Below are 15,540 nucleotides of genomic sequence, written 5' to 3'. Positions count from 1 at the left end.
TTTTTGAGCTTTCCAAACGCCTTTTTAAAAGCTTTCCTCCCGCACGCTATCCGGTTCCCCGCTGCGTTTTTGCTGGTACATCGCTTTTATTTGGCTTTTGAAGAGCTGCTGTCTTGCGCGACAGCTTATTTATAATACCACACTTTCGCCTAAAGTCAACACCTTTTTTCGATTTTTTCTATAATTTTTTGATTTTATTTTTGGATAAGGTGTACAGTGTCGTTTTAGCGCACTTTCTTGTTTCTATCCCCTCCCCAACCAAAAACATTTGCTTTTTGCTCTTCTATATAATAGTATAGTAACAGCTTTCTCTTTTGGTATATTCCTTATCTCTACATAAAGGAGCATTGCTTCATCATGCTTTTAGCTTTGAACATCGGCAACACCAACGTAACTTTCGGTGGATATGATTCCGCCGGACAGCGCGTGTTTGCTTCCCGCTTTTATTCCGATAGTGCCCTGAGCTCGGACGAACTGGTCTACAAGCTTGTCAACATGCTGGCTCTCTATCATATTCAGCCCCGTGATGTGGACGCGGCGATCCTAGCCAGTGTGGTTCCCGTCCTGACCAGCCGTATGCGCGAAGCCCTGGAGAAGATGACCAACGCCCCCCTGATGGAAGTCGGCCCCGGCTTAAAGAGCGGTGTACGCATCCGCATGGATAATCCCGCCCAGCTGGGCGGTGAGCTGCTGTGTGCCGCTGTGGGCGCCTTGCAGACCCACAAGCCGCCCCTTCTGGTCATGAACATGGATACCGCCGCCACGCTGGTTGCCGTGGATGCCGAGGGCAGCATTGTGGGCGGTGTGATTCTGCCCAGCCCGGCGCTAAGCCTTTCGGCCCTGGTACGCAACACAGCCCAACTGCCGCAGATTGATATGGAGCTGCCTGCCAAGCGCTTTTTGGGCACCAACACAACGGACTGCCTGCACAGCGGTATTGTGAACGGCAGCGCCCTGATGCTGGATGGCCTGTTTGCCCGCTGCCGCGCCACCCTGCACGCACCGGATGCCCCGGTCATTGCCACCGGCACCCTGCCCGCCAGCATCCGGGATGCCTGCGCCACCCCCATTGAATATAACGGAACGTTGATTCTGGACGGCCTGTATTCCATCTGGAAGCGCAACGTCAAAAAGTAAGTTCAAAAACAATTTCTTTCTCGCCTTATCCAGCACAACAAAAGCACCCCGCATTCCATAGCCGCCGGGCTAAATGGAATGCGGGGTGCTTTGCTTTATGCTATCTTCTCAAGTTTCTTATTTCAGGATGCCGGTTGCTTCATCGAAGTGGCAGGTCTTACCGTTGATCTCCACCGTGCCGTGTGCCATTGCACCGGTGATGAGGTCAAAGTAGTAGGTACCGTTCTCGTTGGTATTCCAGCCCTTGATCATCTGGCCGTTTTCGTCATAGCGGACCCACTTGCCGCCGTCAGATTCCTGGTAAACATCCTTGGAAACTGCCTTTGCGCCGTTGGCATCGCTGTCCAGCCAGTACCAGCCATCACTTTCGGGGTCATAGATCTCCTTGCCGCGGCCTTCCAGGCCCTGGCGCTGGCCGTTCTCGTACCAGTAGTCCTTGCCGTTCTCCTGCTTCCAGGCGAGGTTCAGACCAATGCCGGTGGTTTCGTCAAAGCTGCATGGCACGCCGTCGATCTCAACATCGCCCTTTGCCATTGCGCCAGTGATGGGGTCAAAGTAGTAGGTGCCTTTCTCGTTGGTGTTCCATCCCTTGATCATCTTGCCGTTTTCGTCATAGCGGACCCATTTGCCGCCATCGGATTCCTGGTAAACGTCCTTGGAAACTGCCTTTGCGCCGTTGGCATCGCTGTCCAGCCAGTACCAGGCATCGCTTTCGGGGTCATAGATCTCTTTACCGCGGCCCTCGGTACCCTGTTTGACACCGTCCTCGTACCAGTAATCCTTGCCATCCACGGTTTCCCAGCCGTTCTTGGACTTCTTGATGGTGATGGTATCCACCACGCTGTCATCGGTGCTGCGGTAGGTAGTCACGGTAAAGGCATCCTTGGTAACATTGGCAACAGAGTAGTTGGGAACCTTCTCCTGGTTCTGCACAGCAGTGTATTCAAAGGCTTCCTCGGTGATCTTATAGAACTTGCTGCCGGAAGCAGAGTTCATGGTAATGTACTGAACACCATCGGGGTTGGTCACTTCGGTCAGGGCGCTGCCGTCAGCGTTCTTCTGAACATCAGCCGTCATGCCGCTTTCGCCGCCCATGATGTAGCTGCGGGCGTAAACGTGGTCATGGCCCTGCAGGACAATATCAATGCCCAGCTGGCTCAAAATCGGGGAAAGACCGTTGCGCAGCGTGACGATATCGGATTCCGTTACATGGCTGGCAACGCTGTAGATGGACTTATGGAAAGAAACCACTTTCCAGGTCACATCAGGGTTGGCCTGGATGGTTTCTTCCAGAAATGCCTTGTGTTCGGCAATGCTCAGGCAACTGGTGTTCAGCACCATATACAGGGTGTTGTTGTAAGTAAAGTAGTAGTCACCGTCACCGGTAGACTCAGAATCCACAGCGTTATCGCCATAGGCATCGCCGCTGACCTGACCGTACTTTTCGCTGATGTTGGGCAGGGTAAAATGCTGTCCGTACAGGGCGGTGTTGTAGCCGCAGTCATGGTTGCCCAGCTCGGTTGCCAGCGGCAGCTGGGTCAGCTGCGGGGCGTTCAGGAAGCCGTCATACTCTTCTTCCACCTGGCTCAGGTTGCTGGTGTCGTACTTATAATAGGCGTTGATCTGGTCACCCATGCTGAACAGGAAGTTTGCATTGGGGGCTTTGGCCAGGGCGTGGTTCAGGGTGTTGGTCCAGCCGCCGTTGTCATCGTCAATGCTGCCACTGCAGCCGATCTGCGGGTCGCCGAATACCAGGAAGGTGTACGGCTCATCTTTGCCAAAGGTCTGGGTGGTGTAGGTTTTGGTTTCGCCGTAATGGGCTTCGTCCTTATCGGCGCTGACAGCGTATTCATAGGTGGTGTTGCTCTGCAGGCCGGTCAGGGTAACGGTATTCTTGTACCAGCCTTCGCTGCTGGTGGGGGCCACGGCAGCCTGCAGTGTGGTCATCTCGCCGCCCTGTACGCCGTATTTCAGCATGCCGCCGGTGGGGGTGCTGCCGTACCATGTCACGTTCACGGAATCCTGGGCAGCACCGATGTTCATCACAACAGCTTTCACATCATGGCTGTTGGCGTAAAAAGTAGGGGCATCGACCGCCACGGTTTCCGCCGGGGCAGCGGCTTCGGGGGTGGCTTCCTCGGCCAGCACCGGGGTAACGGTCATGCCCGCGCTCATGATCAGCGCAAGGGCACAGGCAGTCAGACGATTCCAGTTCTTCAAATTCACTTTTCTTCACACACACTTTCTATTCATCCGAATCAAATTCTGGCGGGAGTTTCAGCAATGCCCGCTCCCGGCTTTTGAGGTATATCTACAGCCCGCTGATGCAGGCATTGCTTTTATCGTTTCAGCGGCCGGTACAGTGCCGCGCATATCCCGGAGGTAATGGGCACCCCCAGCACCACACCCAGGGTGGATGCCACGCCCTGTGCCACCTGAATGGCGGCGTAATCCGATGCAAACAGCTGGCTGGAATGCCAGCCGTATGCCATCAGCAGCAATAGGGTGGTCACAGCCTCACCGGCAAAAGCTAAGATTAATGTGTTGCTCATTGTGCCGATCATATCGCGGCCAATGCGCATGCCCGCGGCAAACAGCTGCAGACCGCTCATTTTCCCATCGGCTTCCCGCAGCTCGTGCAGGGAGGATGCCAGCGAAAGCGCCACATCCATCACAGCGCCCAGGGAGGAGATCAGAACCGCTACCAGCAGCAGCCAGTGCAGTTCCAGCCCGGTCTGCCCGGCCACCAGCACAAGGCCCTCACCGTTGGTATCGTTCATGCCGGAAAGGTGCAGCAGCGTGCTGAACAGGTAGAACACACCTCCCGCCAGCGCCACGCCCGCCAAAGTGGAAAGCATGGCCGCCCATGTTTTGGGGCTGGGCGGGTTGAGCAGCAGCAGGCTGACCAGGGTGCACACAGCCAGCGCCGCCACCGTAAGCGGCAGGGACGGCAGCCCGTGGTAGATGCCCGGCAAAATCAACCAGGCAATCATTGCCCCGGTAAAGCCCAGGCCCAGCAGGGTGCGCACGCCTTTCCAGCCGCCGATGGCCACCACCGCGGCGGCAAACACCGCCAGGATCAACACCAGTACCGGGGCGCGGTCGTAATTGTATACGGTATAGTAAGCATCCGCGCTGTCGGGCAGGTCCTCACAGATAATGGCGGTTTCACCCTGGCGCAGCCGTACGTTCTGGGTGCGGGTCAGGTAGTTGGCAATGGTCACTTCGGTACCCTTGTTAGCACCTTCCAGCAGCAGGATGCGCAGTTCCTGGGTGCCCATGCTGCGGGCAGGGTCCAGCTGGTCGGGCTTGGTATCATCCCGCAGCACTTCCACAACGCGGCCGCGCACATAATGCAGACTGGAGATGTTATCCCCTTTGTAGCGGCCTAAAGCGTCCCAGTCATAGCCGCGGCAGGCCAGCACCAGCAGCAGTGCAACTGCCGCCAGCACCACCCAAAACCTCAGCACCTTGCTGTGGGATTTTTTTCTGCATTGCTGCAGCAAATTTTGTATGGTCATTCTGTTCCCTGCCTTCCGTAGCCTATTGTACGGCGAAATTTAGCCGGTATCGACCATGCTGCCGTATAGTTTGTGTAAAGAACTGAACATTTTTTGCTGTGCCCTGCAAGCGTTCTGTAAAGTGGGTAAGGGTGCCGTAAAGTGTGTAAAATAATGCAAAAGCCCTGTACCACAGCAGCAGAAACAGTTCTGCCGCCGGGTACAGGGCTTGTATCAAATCATCTATAAATTTCTGCATTAAAAAATCCCCTGCGCAGCAAACGCTACACAGGGGATTTGGAACCGAGTGATTATTCCGGCTGGATTGCACCAGTGGGGCAAGCACCTTCGCAAGCACCGCAGTCAACACAAGCAGAAGCATCGACAACGGCCTTGTCCTCGAGGCTGATAGCGCCAACGGGGCAGGTGTCAACACAAGCGCCGCAAGCAACGCACTCGTCAGTAACCTTATGAGCCATGGTAATCTCCTTATCTCCGCACAATTCATGTAAGCCCGCCCGGATCCTGTGCGGTTGGCTTGAGCCCCGGACGGCACGCTTTTCGCGTTTGTATTATTGTAGCACGGAAACCTTCGATTTTCAAGGCATTTGGCAAATTTCACGCGGGGTTTGCCGCCCGGCGCATAAAATCAGACTTTTCGGCATACTGTTAGTTTTTACTAACCAAGTTTCTTCTCAGGTATGGTCGGGATCCGGCTCAACCGGTGCGCGGCGGCCCCCGCGCAGGTAGGTACACTCGCTCCGTTTATAGATTTTCGGGGCAAGGCTTTCCACATTGCTGCGCACCTTCAGGGTACCGGCTACCACGTTGGCTTCCAGCACAGTACCCTCGCCGTCCGGCGTGCGCACCACACTGCCGGGCTGCGGAGTGATGGAATTCAAGTATTCATAGCTCTTCTGCTCGTAAGCCAGGCAGCACATCAAACGGCCGCATGCACCGCTGATCTTGGCCGGGTTCAGACTCAACCCCTGTTCCTTTGCCATCTTGATGGAAACCGGCTGGAAGTTTTTCAAAAACCGGCTGCAGCAGAACGGCTGTCCGCACACGCCCAAGCCGCCCAGCATCTTGCTTTCATCGCGCACACCGATTTGGCGCAGCTCAATGCGGGTGTGGAACTGCCCGGCCAGGTCCTTGACCAGCTCGCGGAAGTCCACACGGTTGTCGGCGGTAAAATAGAACACCAACTTGCTGCGGTCCAGCGTGTACTCGGCATCCACCAGCTTCATCTGCAGCTTATGGGCGGCAATGCGCTTTTCGCACAGTTCAAAGGTGGCTTTCTCGTCCGCACGGTTCTGGCGCATGCGGCGCACATCCACGCCGTCCGCCAGCCGGATGACCGGCTTGATCTCCCGCGGGAAGCTGCCGGAGGCAATTTCATGTGCGCTGCGCACGACCTCGCCGCATTCCACGCCGCGGGCCGTCTCCACAATCACAAATTCCCCTTCCTTGATTTCCAGCTCCTTGGGGTCAAAGTAATAGGCGCGGCCGCTTTCCTTAAATTTAACAGAGATAACTTTCATTTCAATATCCTATCTATCGGGATTGGTGTATCGTTTCAGGGGGTACCTGCCCTACCTGGCAGCCATTTCCATGCCGCACACGGTCAGGGCAAGGCGCAGATTGCCGTTTGCCTTCATGGCACGGCGGGCGGCTTCCGCCGCGCGCAGGATCCGCGCTGCGGTATCGGGCTGAACGCCGTCAAAACCGGGGCGGCGCAGAGCGGCGCTGGCGGCCTGGGTCGCCTGCCACAGCACAGCGGCAGCGCTGTCCTTATCTTTTTCATAGCCCGCCAGCAGCGCCTGCACACGGTAGGTGTCCTGCTGCTGGGCCTGGCGGCACAGCTCCCGCGCCGCGGCACGAGCCGCCTTGGCCGCCGGGTCGTTCAGCGCTTTCAGGCACAGGCCAATGTGCCCCTCATACAAAAAAGCCAGATCCTGTGCATTCTGTTCGTTCAGCTCCGGTTGTGCTGTGCGCAGGGCAGCGGCACATTCTTCGGTCGGCACCGGTGCCATGGTGTAAGCCGCACACCGGCTGCGGATGGTGGGCAGCACCGCCGCCGCACTGGAAGCCGTCAAAAGGAACATGACTCCCTCCGGCGGCTCCTCCATAACTTTCAGCATTGCGTTGGCCGAAGCCCCATTCAGGTTCTGCGCGCCATAAATAAACAGCACACGGCCTTCTGCATCCGAAGAAAGGGCTGATTTCTGGATATTCTGCCGCGCATCCCGGATGGCTTCCACCTTGATCTGGCCGGAAGCCCCCTCCCCACGCACCACAATGGATTCGGTATCCTGCCCGCGCAGAACCGCCTCGGCATGGGGGCCACCATTGGGGTACAGATAATCCGCCGCCAGGCAGCGCGCGGCAAAGCCGGCACCGCAGCCCGGCTCCCCCACCAGCAAAATGCTGTGGGCGATCCGCCCGCTGCCCAGCGCCGTCTTTAAGTCCTGTTTCAGTTCACGGTTGCCCGCAATGCGTTCCAGCATTGGCATTACAGCTTTTCAAACCGTTCTACGTTGGTCACAAAAATGGTTGCGCCGCCAACGGTCACCTCAATGGGCATAGCGGTTTCCAGCCCAACGCCGATGGAAGCGGTGCCGGGAACGATCTCGGTGCGCTGTTTGCAGCAGCGGGAGATTACCTTGATGCAGTCGTCCACACGCTCGTCCTCGGTGCCGATCAGCAGGGTCATGTTGCCCGCCATCAGAAAGCCGCCGGTGGTGGCCAGGCGGGTCACATAGAACTTTGCCTTGATCAGTTCGTTACAAACATTTTTGGAATCTTCTTTATTTACAATCGCAGTAATCAGTTTCATGGTCAAAACCTCCATTTTGTGATTGAAATTCTGTCACACCAAAAGTCCGGTCGGTACAAACCCCGCCGGGTCTGTATGGTTCAGGCAGCACCGCACATCTTTGGATGATGCTGTACCACCTTTATTCGTTTTCCCCGCCGAAAATGCCGCATCGCCTTATTTCCGGTTGATTTTTTTCTCCCAGTCTTTGCGGCGCTTGTAGCTCACAATAGCATCCTTGGCCGTGGTGAACATCTCACCACCAAAGAACGCCAGGAACCCAGCAATGCCGAACAGCAGGCTGACCCTGCTGGCAAAGTTGCCGGTCAAAAACTCCAGCACCCACATAGCCGCAGCCGCAATGCCCATCCATTTCATCTTAATGGGCAGGATAAAGAACAGCAGCACCTGCTGCTCCGGCCACATCCACGCATAGGCAAAGAACAGGCTGAGGAAAATGCCCGATGCATCCGCGCTCCCGGTGATCAGGCAGGCGACCAATGCACCCACCATGCCCACCAGGATGTACATCATAAAGCGGAAATCGCCCCACGCGCGCTGCAATGAGTTGCCGACCCACCAGCGGAAATACAGCGTCAGCAGCAACTGAATGCCCGTTGACAGCGGCGGAACAAACAAAAAGGTCACAACACGCCAGATCTGCCCACTCATTAAAGAAGTCCTGTTCAGCGTGATGGCATAGTAGAAGTTCTGATTGATGACCATCACAATGACCCAGGCAATCAGCTGCCCGACCAGGATAATGTTCATCAGATTGGGGATGCCATACCGTCCCCATCGGCGTTCCAGCTTATCGATCCAGCGCATAAGCCCTCCGGTTTGTTGAAAATTCAGCATTTTCCGCCCCGTCCGGCACAGTTTTCCACAACCATAGTGGACAGTCAGGGCGGTAAACTGTGTGTTTATTGTAGCATCTCCAGGGTAAAAGTTCAATATTTTGTTGTCGGGCCGGCATATATCCCCATGAAAAAACAACTTTTGCGTGTAAAGTGTGGAAAACCCGTTTAGTTTTCCACACTTTCAACCGAGTTTTCAACATTTTCACCGTGGAAAAGGTGAATACATTGCGTTGATAACCTCGGTGGGATATCCAAAGCGTTGAAACATGCGACAAAAGCTGCCTTTGGCTGAAAGAATAATGAATAAATAATAAAGAATAATGCCGGTGTGCGTGCCGCGCACGCACATTTCAAATAGGCCCGCCGCCCCTATTGGAAATATCTCTCTTCTTATTTTCCATCTCTCCCCTTATCTCCCAATAAAAAACGCGCCCAGCCCAATTTTTTTGAGCCGAGCGCAGCGAAGGCGATCCACCTTCATTATTCTTTATTATTTATTCTTTTTTAATTTTCCCGTGCTCACCACCGTCAACACATCCCCATCCACCTTAAACTTTACCTCCACGCCGCCAAAGCTCAGACCGTACAGGCGTTCGGGGTCGTGCTGGTAGCTGGGGCGGGGGTCGCTGCGGAGCACGCCGAGTAGGGCATCCCGCTTGTCCGCCGGGATCTGTTCCAGCACTTCCGGTTCCGCCTGTACCTGCAGCGTATAGAACTTTGTGGTGTCGGTAAAGCCGCCGCGGGCATTCGGGTGAGCGTCCACATAGGGCAGGTAGGGCTTGATGTCAAAAATCGGCGTACCATCCAAAAGGTCGGCCCCGCCAACGGTCAGTACCGGTCCCTGCGGGGTGTTGGGTTCCACTTTCAGCAGCTTTACGCTGGAAAGCCCCAGCGCATTGGGCCGGAACGGGCTGCGGGTGGCAAACACCCCCATGCGGGTATTGCCGCCCAGCCGCGGCGGGCGCACGGTGGGGCGCCAGTTGGTGCCATCCTGCCCGGCCTGCACCACGGTGGAAAATTGCCACACCAGCCAGATATAATCGTACCCATCCAGCCCGCGCACCGCATCCGGGCTGCGGAACTCCGGTTCAAACACAATGCGTGCCCGCAGTTCCTCTACCAGCCCGCTCTGCCGCGGAATACCGAATTTTTCCGAGAAGTCCGTTTCAATATGCGCGATCTGCGCCAGCGTGTAAGCCATCTTTCCCTCGTTTTGTTTCTTTGTCCGGGTATGCTGCTGTTACCGCCCCAAAATCCGTTGCAGCAGTCCCTTCGGCTTCCGGTCGGCCTCTGCCAGGCGGCGGTAATACTTCCAGTCGCCCTCATAAATAGAACCCCAGCAGCTGCGGTTGCGGCGCAGGTGCGGCCCTTTTTCAAAAATACCGGTCAAAAATTCTGCGCACGCCTCGTCCGTCACATAGCGTGCCGCGCGGGAGCTTCCGTCCGGTGCCAGAATCGGCGCATGGCACATCGCAAGGAACTTTTCATCGTCCCGGTCGATCTCATCGATTGCCGCGATCAGCGCCGCCGTATCCGGGTAATCATCCGCGCACAAAAAGGCCGCAGGGTTAAATTCCTGCTTCACATCCGGCGCGCCCCAGTAAATGGGCACCGTGGCTGCGGCAAAGGCATCCACGATTTTTTCGGTGCAATATCCCGGCCCGCGGCTGTTCTCATACGCAATAGAGAATTTATACCCACGCTGGAACGCCAATTTATCCGTCACCGGCCCGCCGATGTTGTTCATATAGCCACCGCCGCTGTCCACTGGGCGGTGGGCATTCAGCGCAGCAAAAAATTCATTGCGCTCGTTGGAATAGTCATTGCTCACCACAAAGTTGCAGAATTTTTTCTTTGCCAGCAGTTCCTCATCCGGTACCGTATGCTTGGTCAGAGCCGGAGCCCAGCTGCTGCGCATGGCGTACAGCGGCAGCCGCAGGTAGCGCCCATCAAAATCCAGCACCTCGAACCCCATGGCATAGTCATACAGGTTCAGGTCCGGCCAGCTGTCCTCGCCGGAAAACTGGATGCGGCAGCAATCATACTTCAAAAAGTCAAAGCCAAAAGTCCCGCAGAGTACAAAATCTGGCTTTTCCTCCGGCCCATTGCAGAACGTGATCTCCCACCCGGCATGTTCCAGCGTCTGGGCAAAATAGTTATCGCGGGCGTCCCAGTCCGGGGCCAGGTCACAAAACGCCAAGCGCACCTGCTTTTTCCCCGGCATTTCAGCCCTCCCCGCGCTGGCGCAGCCAGGCATATTTCAACATTGCGGTCACGGTTTTGCTGTCGCGGATTTCGTCCGTCATCACCATCTGCAATACATCGTCAAACGGCAGGCCTGCCACATCCAAAAATTCCCCATCGTCCAGGTGCTGGCTGGTGGGTTTCAGGCCCTTGGCCGCCCAGATATAAATTTTCTCGCTGTCATAGCCCACAGTCGGGTACAGCACCCCCAGGTTGATGAACCGTTCCGCCGTCACGCCGCACTCTTCTTCCAGCTCACGCTTGGCTGCTTCAAACGGGTCTTCGTCCTTTTCCAGTTTGCCGGCCGGCAGTTCCCACAGTTCTTCTTTCAGTGCGTAACGGTACTGGCGCACCATCAGCACCTTGTCATCATCTGTCAGGGGCAGAATGCACGCCCCTCCGTTGTGGTGTACTACCTCGCGGAAGCTGGTCATGCCATTTTCCAGCTCCACCTGGTCCATGGTCACGCGGAACACGTTCCCCTTAAAAATTTCTTTGGAGTTCAGTTTTATTTCGGTATGCTGCATGGCAGATCATAGCTCCCTTCCTATCATCCGGCTGGATGTGTTTTTATTAAGGCAACACCGCACAATTCCCGCCTTACGGCTTAAGCACCGCTCCGACGGCTGCGGCACGGCATCTGCGTTGCCAAAATGCTCGATAAGACATCCAGTATTATCTGCGCTTTTGGCCTAGCAGCTGCCGCACCTCGCTCGCCGTATCGGCACTTAGAATTATGCGGTATTGCCTTAAATATGTACATTTCCCGGCCTGTGGCCGGGCTTTGCTTGCCGTTTTATATTTACTTTGATTGTAATTGTCCCGCCCCGCCCTGTCAAGCTTCCGGCGTATTTTCCATTGGCTGTGCCGTTTTATTTTTCAAATTTTCTCTGCTTTCTGGCTTTTGTTTTGTCAGCCGGGCCATTTTTGTGCTGTTTTTCTGATTTTTCAGCCTATGTAGTCCTATTTATTTCCCTGCTTCAGCTAATTTGCACAAAAACCTGCCACAAAACGGTCAACCTGCACACAAGCGCGCAAAATTTTTGTGCAACATTCTAACTGAATAGGCTTTACTATTCCGCCCCTTTTTTGGTAAAATAAGCTTAAGCAAGAGCGCCATCTGCCAGGTTCGCAAGGGTTTGGCCGGGTGGTACTGCCTGTGGGCTTTTGCCGCAGCCTACCCGCTGCAAGGAGCAAGTATTGCAGCAGGGGCACACAGGTGCTAATCTAACTGGGAATGTCCCTCCGGCATTCCCTAGTAAACGGAGGAAAAAAAATGCCAAGAGCAAAACAGTCCATGGATGGCAATACCGCGGCTGCGCATGTAGCTTATGCGTTTACCGATGTTGCTGCCATCTACCCGATTACCCCCTCCAGCCCGATGGCAGACACTGTTGACCAGTGGAGCGCCGCCGGCCTGAAGAACATTTTCGGGAACCAGGTCAAGGTTGTTGAAATGGAGTCCGAGGCTGGCGCCGCAGGTGCTGTGCACGGTTCTCTGGGCACCGGTGCTATCACCACCACCTTCACCGCTTCTCAGGGTCTTCTGCTGATGATCCCCAACATGTACAAAATCGCAGCCGAGCAGCTGCCCTGCGTTTTTGACGTTTCCGCCCGTACCGTTGCTACCCAGGCCTTGAACATCTTCGGTGACCACAGCGACGTTATGGCCGTTCGTCAGACCGGTTTTGCCATGCTGTGCGAATCCAACCCTCAGGAAGTTATGGATCTGAGCCCCGTTGCTCACCTGTCCGCTATCGAAGGCCATGTTCCGTTCGTGAACTTCTTCGATGGCTTCCGTACTTCTCACGAGATCCAGAAGATCGAAAAGTGGGATTACGAAGACCTGAAGGAAATGTGCAACATGGAGGCTGTTGAGGAGTTCCGTGCCAAGGCTCTGAACCCCGAACATCCCAAGATGCGCGGTTCTCACGAAAACGGCGACGTTTTCTTCCAGCATCGTGAAGCCTGCAACCCGGCATACGAGGCACTGCCCGCAGTTGTCGAGAAGTACATGGCCAAGATCAACGAAAAGCTGGGCACCAACTATGACCTGTTCAACTACTACGGCGCTCCCGATGCAGACCGCGTCATCATCGCTATGGGCTCCATCTGCGACGTTGCCGAAGAAGTTGTTGACTACCTGACCGCTAAGGGCGAGAAGGTTGGCCTGGTTCTGGTTCGTCTGTATCGTCCTTGGGTTTCTTCTGCTCTGCTGAAGGTTCTGCCCAAGACCGTAAAGAAGATCGCAGTTCTGGACCGCACCAAGGAGCCCGGCTCCCTGGGCGAACCCCTGTACCTGGATGTTGCCACCACCCTGCGTGAAGCTGGCATGAACGATGTTGTCCTGACCGGCGGCCGTTACGGCCTGGGCTCCAAGGACACCCCGCCGTCCAGCGTGTTCGCCATCTACACCGAACTGGAGAAGGCTGATCCGAAGCCTCGCTTCACCATCGGCATCACCGATGACGTCACCAACCTGAGCCTGCCCGAAGTCAAGCCCGCTCCGATCACCTCTGCTCCCGGCACCAAAGAGTGCAAGTTCTGGGGTCTCGGCGGCGACGGCACTGTCGGCGCAAACAAGAACTCCACCAAGATCATTGGCGACCATACCGACAAGTACATTCAGGCTTACTTCCAGTATGACTCCAAGAAGACCGGCGGCGTTACCATCAGCCATCTGCGCTTTGGCGATAAGCCCATCCGCAGCCCCTACTACATCAACCAGGCTGACTTCGTTGCCTGCCATAACCCCGCTTACATCCACATGGGCATGAAGATGGTCCAGGATGTCAAGCCGGGCGGCGTGTTCATGATCAACTGCCAGTGGACCGATGAGGAGCTGGACGAGCATCTGAACGCTGCTGATAAGAAGTACATTGCTGATAACAACATTCAGCTGTACACCATCAACGCTATCGATAAGGCTATCGAGATTGGCATGGGCAAGCGCACCAACACCATCCTGCAGTCTGCTTTCTTCAAGCTGGCTGACGTTATGCCCATCGACGAAGCTGTTGAGTTCATGAAGGCCGCTGCCAAGAAGAGCTACGGCAAGAAGGGCGACGCTGTTGTCCAGATGAACTGGAAGGCTATCGATGCCGGTGTTGACGCTGTCCATAAGGTCAACGTCCCCGAGAGCTGGCACAACCCGGCTCCCGATGCTGCCCCGAAGGCCCTGAAGGGACCCGATGCACTGGTCAAGCAGATCCGCGACGTCATGGAGCCCATCAGCCGTATGGACGGCGACAGCCTGCCTGTTTCTGCCTTTGAAGGCAACGTCAACGGCGAGTGGGAGCAGGGTGCTTCTGCTTATGAGAAGCGCGGCACCGCTGTTATGGTTCCCGAGTGGGATGCTGAGAAGTGCATTCAGTGTAACCAGTGTGCATTCGTCTGCTCTCATGCTACCATCCGTCCGTTCTGCCTGACTGCTGACGAAGCTGCTAATGCTCCCGAAAGCACCAAGCTGGCTGACACCAAGCCCAAGGCTAGCGAGTACAAGTTCACCATGGCTGTCTCTCCGCTGGACTGCATGGGCTGCGGCGAATGTGTCACCGTCTGCCCGACCAAGGCGATCGAGATGAAGCCGCAGGAGAGCCAGGCTGCACAGCAGGCTGCTTTCGATTACTGCGTCGAGAACATCCGCAAGAAGGACAACATCCCTGGTGTTGTTTCCGATATTTCCGTCAAGGGTTCTCAGTTCAACCAGCCGCTGCTTGAGTTCTCTGGCTCCTGCGCAGGCTGCGCCGAGACTTCTTACGCCCGCCTGATCACCCAGCTGTTCGGCGAGAAGATGTTCATCTCCAACGCCACCGGCTGCTCCTCCATCTGGGGCGGCACCGCTTCCATCAGCCCGTACACCACCAACAAGGAGTCTGGCTTCGGCCCCGCTTGGATCAACTCCCTGTTTGAGGATAACGCTGAGCACGGCCTGGGCATGCAGATTGGTTACGAGACCGTTCGTGCCAACCTGATCACCAAGGTTGAAGCTCTGAAGGGCAAGAATGCTGATCTGGATGCTGTCATCGACAAGTACCTGGAAACCAAGAACAACACCAAGGCCAACGACGCTCCTGCCAAGGCCCTGATCGCTGCTCTGGAAGCCTGCGGCTGCGATGAATCTAAAGAGATCCTGAAGGATAAGCAGTACCTGGCCAAGAAGAGCTTCTGGATCTTCGGCGGCGACGGCTGGGCATATGACATCGGTTACGGCGGCCTGGATCACGTTCTGGCTTCCGGCCACGACGTCAATGTTATGGTCTTCGATACCGAGATGTACTCCAACACCGGCGGACAGGCTTCCAAGGCCTCCAACATCGGTGAGGTTTGCCAGTTTGCTGCTGCCGGTAAGGAAATCAGCAAGAAGAGCCTGGCCGAGATCTGCATGACCTATGGCTACATCTATGTTGCTCAGATCGCTCTGGGCGCTAACATGGCTCAGGCTGTCAAGGCCATTGCTGAGGCTGAGGCTTACCCCGGCCCGTCCATCATCATCGGCTACGCTCCCTGCGAGCTGCACGGTGTTAAGGGCGGCATGACCAACTGCCAGAACGAGATGAAGAAGGCCGTTGAGGCTGGCTACTGGAACCTGTTCACCTTCAACCCGGCACTGAAGGCCGAGGGCAAGAATCCGTTCACCCTCACCTCCAAGGCTGGCAAGATGGACAAGTATCAGGAGTTCCTGGCTAACGAGACCCGTTACAGCCGCCTGAGCCGCGCATTCCCGGATCGCGCTAAGGCCCTGTTCGAGAAGAACCAGGAAGCTGCTGAAGCTCGTTACACCCACCTGACCAAGCTGGTTGACCTGTACAAGTAATTTGTCCGGTCCGCGGCGCTGCCGCTAAACCAGTAATATAAACCCCGCCCCGCGCATCCGATACGGTTTGCGCGGGGCGGGGTTTTGTTATGGCAACACCGCACAATTCCCGCCTTGCGGCTTAAGCACCGCTCCGGCAGCTGCGGCACGGCATCTGCGTTGCCAAAA

The 15,540-nt window shown here is 56.0% G+C and carries 12 protein-coding genes; 2 read left to right on the top strand and 10 right to left on the bottom strand.

What is annotated here, in order from left to right:
• Positions 1-357: 357 nt before the first annotated feature.
• Positions 358-1,137 (top strand): type III pantothenate kinase, encoded by a 780-nt coding sequence (locus C4885_RS12215; protein WP_114000602.1) that lies wholly within the window; start codon positions 358-360, stop codon positions 1,135-1,137.
• A 117-nt stretch (positions 1,138-1,254) separates the two neighbouring features.
• Here the strand turns inward: C4885_RS12215 and C4885_RS12210 are convergent, their stop codons facing one another.
• From C4885_RS12210 to C4885_RS12160, 10 genes are all read right to left on the bottom strand, one after another.
• Positions 1,255-3,357 carry a metallophosphoesterase family protein gene (locus tag C4885_RS12210; protein ID WP_114000601.1) on the bottom strand — a complete coding sequence of 701 codons (2,103 nt, stop codon included), beginning with the start codon at positions 3,355-3,357 and terminating at the stop codon, positions 1,255-1,257.
• Positions 3,358-3,476: 119 nt separating this feature from the next.
• Positions 3,477-4,658, bottom strand: coding sequence for a YibE/F family protein (locus tag C4885_RS12205; protein ID WP_114000600.1), 1,182 nt, complete (start codon positions 4,656-4,658; stop codon positions 3,477-3,479).
• Positions 4,659-4,948: 290 nt separating this feature from the next.
• Positions 4,949-5,116: a DUF362 domain-containing protein gene (locus C4885_RS12195; RefSeq protein ID WP_114000598.1), complete on the bottom strand. Its 168-nt coding sequence runs from the start codon at positions 5,114-5,116 to the stop codon at positions 4,949-4,951.
• Between the two features lie 216 nt (positions 5,117-5,332).
• Complete coding sequence (locus C4885_RS12190; protein WP_114000597.1) at positions 5,333-6,178, bottom strand: stage 0 sporulation family protein; 846 nt, start codon at positions 6,176-6,178, stop codon at positions 5,333-5,335.
• Positions 6,179-6,229: 51 nt separating this feature from the next.
• Complete coding sequence (locus tag C4885_RS12185) at positions 6,230-7,150, bottom strand: DNA polymerase III subunit delta' (protein WP_114000596.1); 921 nt, start codon at positions 7,148-7,150, stop codon at positions 6,230-6,232.
• Positions 7,150-7,473, bottom strand: a complete 324-nt coding sequence (locus C4885_RS12180) for a cyclic-di-AMP receptor (protein WP_114000595.1) — start codon at positions 7,471-7,473, stop codon at positions 7,150-7,152. Before C4885_RS12180 ends, C4885_RS12185 begins: the two co-directional genes overlap by 1 nt.
• A 156-nt stretch (positions 7,474-7,629) precedes the next feature.
• On the bottom strand, positions 7,630-8,280 hold the full coding sequence (locus tag C4885_RS12175; RefSeq protein WP_158538889.1) for a rhomboid family intramembrane serine protease: 651 nt from the start codon (positions 8,278-8,280) through the stop codon (positions 7,630-7,632).
• 522 nt (positions 8,281-8,802) lie between these two features.
• Positions 8,803-9,513 (bottom strand): tRNA (N6-threonylcarbamoyladenosine(37)-N6)-methyltransferase TrmO, encoded by a 711-nt coding sequence (gene tsaA, locus C4885_RS12170; RefSeq protein ID WP_114000593.1) that lies wholly within the window; start codon positions 9,511-9,513, stop codon positions 8,803-8,805.
• Between the two features lie 39 nt (positions 9,514-9,552).
• On the bottom strand, positions 9,553-10,536 hold the full coding sequence (locus tag C4885_RS12165) for a glycosyltransferase family 10 domain-containing protein (protein WP_158538888.1): 984 nt from the start codon (positions 10,534-10,536) through the stop codon (positions 9,553-9,555).
• A 1-nt stretch (position 10,537) separates the two neighbouring features.
• Complete coding sequence (locus tag C4885_RS12160; RefSeq protein ID WP_114000591.1) at positions 10,538-11,083, bottom strand: NUDIX domain-containing protein; 546 nt, start codon at positions 11,081-11,083, stop codon at positions 10,538-10,540.
• 749 nt (positions 11,084-11,832) lie between these two features.
• Here C4885_RS12160 and nifJ point away from each other — a divergent pair.
• Positions 11,833-15,372 carry a pyruvate:ferredoxin (flavodoxin) oxidoreductase gene (gene nifJ / locus C4885_RS12150; protein ID WP_114000589.1) on the top strand — a complete coding sequence of 1,180 codons (3,540 nt, stop codon included), beginning with the start codon at positions 11,833-11,835 and terminating at the stop codon, positions 15,370-15,372.
• The last annotated feature ends 168 nt before the right edge of the window (positions 15,373-15,540 follow it).

It is taken from the genome of Subdoligranulum sp. APC924/74 (assembly GCF_003324125.1).
GTDB lineage: Bacteria > Bacillota > Clostridia > Oscillospirales > Ruminococcaceae > Gemmiger > Gemmiger qucibialis.
The sequence above is the reverse complement of the archived record's forward strand: the minus strand, read 5'-3'. Positions and strand labels throughout refer to the sequence as shown.

What these genes read in the sequence shown, in the direction of transcription:
- C4885_RS12215 (WP_114000602.1), top strand. Translation starts at nt 358, where the DNA reads ATGCTTTTAGCTTTGAACATCGGCAACACCAACGTAACTTTCGGTGGA.
- C4885_RS12205 (WP_114000600.1), bottom strand. Translation starts at nt 4,658, where the DNA reads ATGACCATACAAAATTTGCTGCAGCAATGCAGAAAAAAATCCCACAGC.
- C4885_RS12195 (WP_114000598.1), bottom strand. Translation starts at nt 5,116, where the DNA reads ATGGCTCATAAGGTTACTGACGAGTGCGTTGCTTGCGGCGCTTGTGTT.
- C4885_RS12190 (WP_114000597.1), bottom strand. Translation starts at nt 6,178, where the DNA reads ATGAAAGTTATCTCTGTTAAATTTAAGGAAAGCGGCCGCGCCTATTAC.
- C4885_RS12185 (WP_114000596.1), bottom strand. Translation starts at nt 7,150, where the DNA reads ATGCCAATGCTGGAACGCATTGCGGGCAACCGTGAACTGAAACAGGAC.
- C4885_RS12180 (WP_114000595.1), bottom strand. Translation starts at nt 7,473, where the DNA reads ATGAAACTGATTACTGCGATTGTAAATAAAGAAGATTCCAAAAATGTT.
- C4885_RS12175 (WP_158538889.1), bottom strand. Translation starts at nt 8,280, where the DNA reads ATGCGCTGGATCGATAAGCTGGAACGCCGATGGGGACGGTATGGCATC.
- tsaA (WP_114000593.1), bottom strand. Translation starts at nt 9,513, where the DNA reads ATGGCTTACACGCTGGCGCAGATCGCGCATATTGAAACGGACTTCTCG.
- C4885_RS12165 (WP_158538888.1), bottom strand. Translation starts at nt 10,536, where the DNA reads ATGCCGGGGAAAAAGCAGGTGCGCTTGGCGTTTTGTGACCTGGCCCCG.
- C4885_RS12160 (WP_114000591.1), bottom strand. Translation starts at nt 11,083, where the DNA reads ATGCAGCATACCGAAATAAAACTGAACTCCAAAGAAATTTTTAAGGGG.
- nifJ (WP_114000589.1), top strand. Translation starts at nt 11,833, where the DNA reads ATGCCAAGAGCAAAACAGTCCATGGATGGCAATACCGCGGCTGCGCAT.